5 protein-coding genes are annotated in these 4,499 nt (G+C 60.8%); 1 reads left to right on the top strand and 4 read right to left on the bottom strand.

Going from position 1 to position 4,499, the window contains the following annotated elements; translation table 11 throughout:
- Positions 1 to 267: 267 nt before the first annotated feature.
- Both QXF46_09205 and QXF46_09200 read right to left on the bottom strand, forming a co-directional pair.
- Positions 268 to 717, bottom strand: coding sequence for a type II toxin-antitoxin system VapC family toxin (locus QXF46_09205; GenBank protein ID MEM0227037.1), 450 nt, complete (start codon positions 715 to 717; stop codon positions 268 to 270).
- Positions 714 to 977 carry a hypothetical protein gene (locus QXF46_09200; protein MEM0227036.1) on the bottom strand — a complete coding sequence of 88 codons (264 nt, stop codon included), beginning with the start codon at positions 975 to 977 and terminating at the stop codon, positions 714 to 716. Before QXF46_09200 ends, QXF46_09205 begins: the two co-directional genes overlap by 4 nt.
- A 149-nt stretch (positions 978 to 1,126) precedes the next feature.
- On the opposite strand from QXF46_09200, the gene QXF46_09195 reads away from it, so the two are divergent.
- Positions 1,127 to 1,252 carry a hypothetical protein gene (locus QXF46_09195; protein MEM0227035.1) on the top strand — a complete coding sequence of 42 codons (126 nt, stop codon included), beginning with the start codon at positions 1,127 to 1,129 and terminating at the stop codon, positions 1,250 to 1,252.
- A 7-nt stretch (positions 1,253 to 1,259) separates the two neighbouring features.
- On the opposite strand, the gene QXF46_09190 is transcribed toward QXF46_09195, so the two are convergent.
- Positions 1,260 to 2,963: an ATP-binding protein gene (locus QXF46_09190; protein ID MEM0227034.1), complete on the bottom strand. Its 1,704-nt coding sequence runs from the start codon at positions 2,961 to 2,963 to the stop codon at positions 1,260 to 1,262.
- A 5-nt stretch (positions 2,964 to 2,968) separates the two neighbouring features.
- Positions 2,969 to 4,171, bottom strand: a complete 1,203-nt coding sequence (locus QXF46_09185; GenBank protein MEM0227033.1) for a DNA double-strand break repair nuclease NurA — start codon at positions 4,169 to 4,171, stop codon at positions 2,969 to 2,971.
- Between the last annotated feature and the right edge of the window lie 328 nt (positions 4,172 to 4,499).

The raw sequence follows: 4,499 nt of genomic DNA, 5'->3' as shown, positions 1-4,499 counted from the left end.
AGTGCTGAAACCTTTGAATGCTGGATGATATTGGTGTATGAACAAAAAGGAAATTCTTGAGCTTTTCCATTCTGGAAGGAGATCTGTAAGTTGGTATGACTAAAAGAATCGTAATCAATATAAGCACCATGCGTAGTGTTTCCTAGAGGTGAGGTTAGATGCTTCTCTCTCGAAGCTTGCTAAGCTTATACGGCTGACCCATATCGGATCTCTGCCTCGGCTGTGACGCGGCATTCGCTTCACGGACTGACTTGCTGATGGCAGCTGTTAGTCCTCCAGGCACACGACTCTGAGCCCCTCACTCGATGCGACTTTAGCCAGCTCCCTGTCTCCCGTGTAGAAAATGTCCGCTCCCGCGTGCTTCGCCGATACTACCTGGAGGGCGTCGGCCTGGTAGATGTTGTGCTTCAGGGTGAGGCTCCAGGAGGCGATCAGGATGCTCGTTCTAACGGGAACTAAGCTCATTACGCCAAGCTTGATGAGCCTCGATGTTTCACTGGCGAAGGTTCGTAGAGCTTCGGTGTAGCCCTCCTCGCTCAGCCACCCCCTCCTGCGATACTTGTTGAAGACTCCAAGAACCTCACCAATGTTCCAAGCTGATACCGTCAGGGTTGCACTCCCACTGTACGCCTCTCTGTAGACCTTCCGCACGATAGTGCTACCCCTCTCCTCTACGTACCTTTTGACGATCGCGCTCGAGTCGAGGTAAACTTTCACAACCTGGACTCCCTCAGCTCTCTCACAGCTTGAGCGGCCGAGGTTTCTATGAGCGGCTTGACGGGCTCCACGTCAAGCGCGGCAATCTCCTCCCCAGCCAACTTCAATAGCGCTTCAGCAACTTCGATGTCGCACAGCTCCTCCCTTATCGCCTCCTCCACCGCCTCGCTAAGCCCCCTCAAACCCCTCTCCTTCGTTACTCTAGCCTTAAACAACCTCCACAAAGCTTCGTCGAGGAGCAGGCTCGTTTTTACTCTCATACTCCCAACCTTACTTACTCTCAAGGCTTTTTAACCTTTCTAAGCCTCAACCGTCAAGGAGCGTAAACTTGCGCTAAACATAACGTTTTTCGCCGAACGAAGCCTTCCGCCCCAAAGTTCTTAGCAGATGACTTGTAGAGGTGAAAGGGATGCCGAGGGAGGGCGGAGGGGATGGTTTTTGCTCCCTAGCCCTGGGTTGTGTTCCCGCTGGCGTGGAGCTCCTACCAACTTCGGGGGTCGCTGTCGAGTGTAGGGGCTGGTCAATCAAGGTATAATGGATGGCTAGAAGAACTCTTCGAGCAAACGGCTCTTCTCTGCTCCGGCTTCCCCCTCTTCCCCTGCTTCAACCTCTTCCCTTTCTTCGCCCACGAGGTAGGGTGCTAGGTCGATCGGCTTTGGAGGCCGGCTCCATTCAGCCGACCAGTCCAAGTCTTTCCCACCGAGCGTGACCCCGTACCTGGACTGGAAGTCGTAGAACCGGATGACCGCCGGTATGAGAGCCGCGGATCCTGAGATGAGGGCCTCGCCTGTCGCTAGGCCTGAGAGGCCCTCCACCATCTCGCCAACCACGTCCTCCATGCTGCTGAGGATGTACTCCTGGTCCCTGGGGTTCGCCGTCCTGAGCGCGATGAGCGTTCCGCACTGCGCGAGTAGGGTCTGGGAGAGCTCCCGGGGCCTCTGGCTCACAACCCCAAGGCCGATGCCGAACTTCCTCCCCTCCTTCGCGATCCGCTCCAGTATGTCGCGGGCCGGGCTCCAGCGGCCCTGGGGGGCGTAGTTGTGGGCCTCCTCGACTATCACGAGGGTGGGCAGTGGGTTGCCCGCGAGCACGCTAGCCGTTATCAGCCTCCAGACGGACTTGAGGATCGTGGCCGCCGTCGAAGCTTGAGCGTCGCTGGGCAGCCCGCCGAGCGCCACCACCGTTAAACCGGGCTCGAGCAGCCGACCGTAGATCCTCGTGTAGGCTTCAACGCTCTTTCTCGGCTCCTCCCCCTCCACCTCCTCGTAAATCCGCTTGCTCTCAACCGGTCTCGTCACGTACCTCAAGTCCGCGTTGTCGATGAGCATGTCGATCTTCAGCAGCAGGTCGTCGAGCGACCTGTCCGTGTACCGGCTCGTTCTAGCCTGCCTCTCCAGCAGCTGCCGCAGCTCCCCCACCTCGAAGTAGATGGGGTCGTCGGCGCTCGCGAGCGGGTACCTGGCCCTACGAGCCTCCTGCATCGCGTTCCTCAGGTACATGAGCTGCTTCGTGGCTTTGGAGGGGTCGAGGCGGAGGAGGCCCGCCACCTCCTCCAACCCCAGGGTCCAGAGGGGCACTTCGAGGGGCAGCGGTTTCACCCCGTACCTGGCCTCCACGAGCCTTGCGGTCCTGCCGGCTGGAGAAGCGACGCGGACGCTCGGGTACCTGCTGGCGAGCGGGACGTACTCGTTGTGGGTGTCGACGACGATCACCCTCGAGTAGGGGTACTTCTCGAGGATCGATGCGAGGATCACGGCCACCGCGTTGGACTTCCCGGCGCCCGTCATAGCCAGCACCGCGAAGTGGCGGGAGCAGAGCATGTTCAGTGACAGCGTGTAGACGACGTTGGGGTCGCAGCTGAGCCGACCCACCTCAAGGTCGCCCTGCGCGGTCACTTTCGCCAGATCCCGAGTTTCGGCCGCGTACACCTTCTGCCCCGGCTTCGGGAGCTCCGGCACGCCCCGCCTGATGGTCCCGCCGTCCTCGAGGCCCACGAGCATCGCGATCAGCTCGTTCCGGGCCGGCCTCAGCTCTGCGTAGCCCTCGAGCTCCTCCACGATCCTGCCCCGCCTGTACAGCTCGTCGAGGAGGTTGAAGCTGACGATCATCGCGTAGGCCCAGGACCCGCTGCACTCCACCTTCACGTAGGCTCCCGGCTTCAGGAGCAGGTGGATCTTGTCCTCGAAGGCGGCGAACCGGATGAGGCTGCGGCCGTAGACGGTGACGACCCTCCCAACCTCGATCATCCCCATCACCTCAAACCCGCCATGGCTCTACCGCTGGGAGCCAGCATGGACTTGAGGATGGGGTTCTTCTCCCTCCTGTAGAGCTCGTCAGCGATCAGCTTCGCGAACTCCGGGTTCAGGACGGCGATGTGGTGGACGTAGCTGAGGGGCCTCGGGTAGCCCCTGTGGTCCGCCAGTGCTTGGAGCGTCGCGAGGGCGGCGGATACGTCCTCTTCCCCTACGAAGTGCGGGTACGTCATCTGGGACACGGCACCGGCTCTACCGAACTTGAAGTAGCTGACGCCGTACCCGCCCCACCGCTCGTACACCTCGTCGAGGAGGGGGGTCCAGAGCGCGCAGGGTTTCGGCTTGTGGATCGGCACCCCCTTGAGGGTCGTGTGCACGGACTCGCGATCCCTCCACGCGTAGTCGAGGAGGGACAGGTCGTTCAACCAGCCGAGTATGCCCTCCCTCTCGACGATGTAGCGGCTCTCGGCGTCCTTCGCAACCCAGAAGGGCTTCACACCCCTTCTTTCGCACTCGTCTAGGAGGTGGTTCAGGAGCGCCAGGTAGGCGGTCGTCTCGCAGTACACGACGGCAAAGTCGAGCGCCTCCTTCCTACTCTTAACGTCCGGAGCTACGCCGCATATCTCGCTGTAGACCCCGTTCGAGTGCGAGTAGATCCTCTCCAGGAGCTCGGCTAGCGAAGCGGGAAGCTCGCCGGCGGCAGCCTCCAGGGCAGCCTTTGAGGACGCTTCACCCCACTCATCCAGCGCGCCCGCTCTCACTCCGGCGGAGAGGGGGTTGAACCGCTCGTAGACGTCGCGCGCGTGGCCGAAGGGGACCATCATCTCTGAGACGTAGCTGCCGTCCAGGAAGACGGCTTCCACACCCCTCCGCACCAGGTCGACTGCTCCGAGCAGCTCGAAGATGGACATGAGCATGCTCGCCCTCGACTCGGCGTAGCTCTTGGGGGCGAGCAGCGTGATGTGGGGTTTCGCGCTACCCCTGAGAACCCCCTCCATTCTGCCGCCGTTCACCACGATGGATGCGGCGGAGAGAGCGAGCACGTAGACACCCCTCCTCTCGTCCATCGCGTAGCTCCCATCGATGAACCCAACTCTTTCGAAGGGTTCGCCCGATATCGGCTGCGCCAGGGCTGACACGCGCTCCTCAACCGCTCTGATTAGACTCTCGATGGTGCTCAACGCGTCGCTGAGAGCTGACACGTGCGTAGCGTGCGCAGCGAGGAAATTAGGCTATCGATAAATGAAGACCGAAAGTGCGCGCAGAAAGCTCTTCAATCCCTGTGGGCGACGCGGAGAGCGCATTCAAGGTTCTTTCCTTGAGTGCCCGGGCTTGTCGAGAATGGGCAAATCATCGGGCTTTTCGCTCGGTGCCCAAGCCCTTTGAGCATTTAGGCTGCGCGCGTTAGGAGTGAAGGGGCTTAGCCATTAGCAGGTACCTAGCGCCGAGCCACTCGACAGACCCTCTCGGCCTATACCCCCTTTTAAGGTAGAATCGGACGGCCGGGTTACCTACGTGCACCTCCAGCAC

The sequence above is a fragment of the Thermofilaceae archaeon genome (genome assembly GCA_038731975.1).
Taxonomy (GTDB): domain Archaea; phylum Thermoproteota; class Thermoprotei; order Thermofilales; family Thermofilaceae; genus JANXEW01.
The sequence above is the reverse complement of the archived record's forward strand: the minus strand, read 5'-3'. Positions and strand labels throughout refer to the sequence as shown.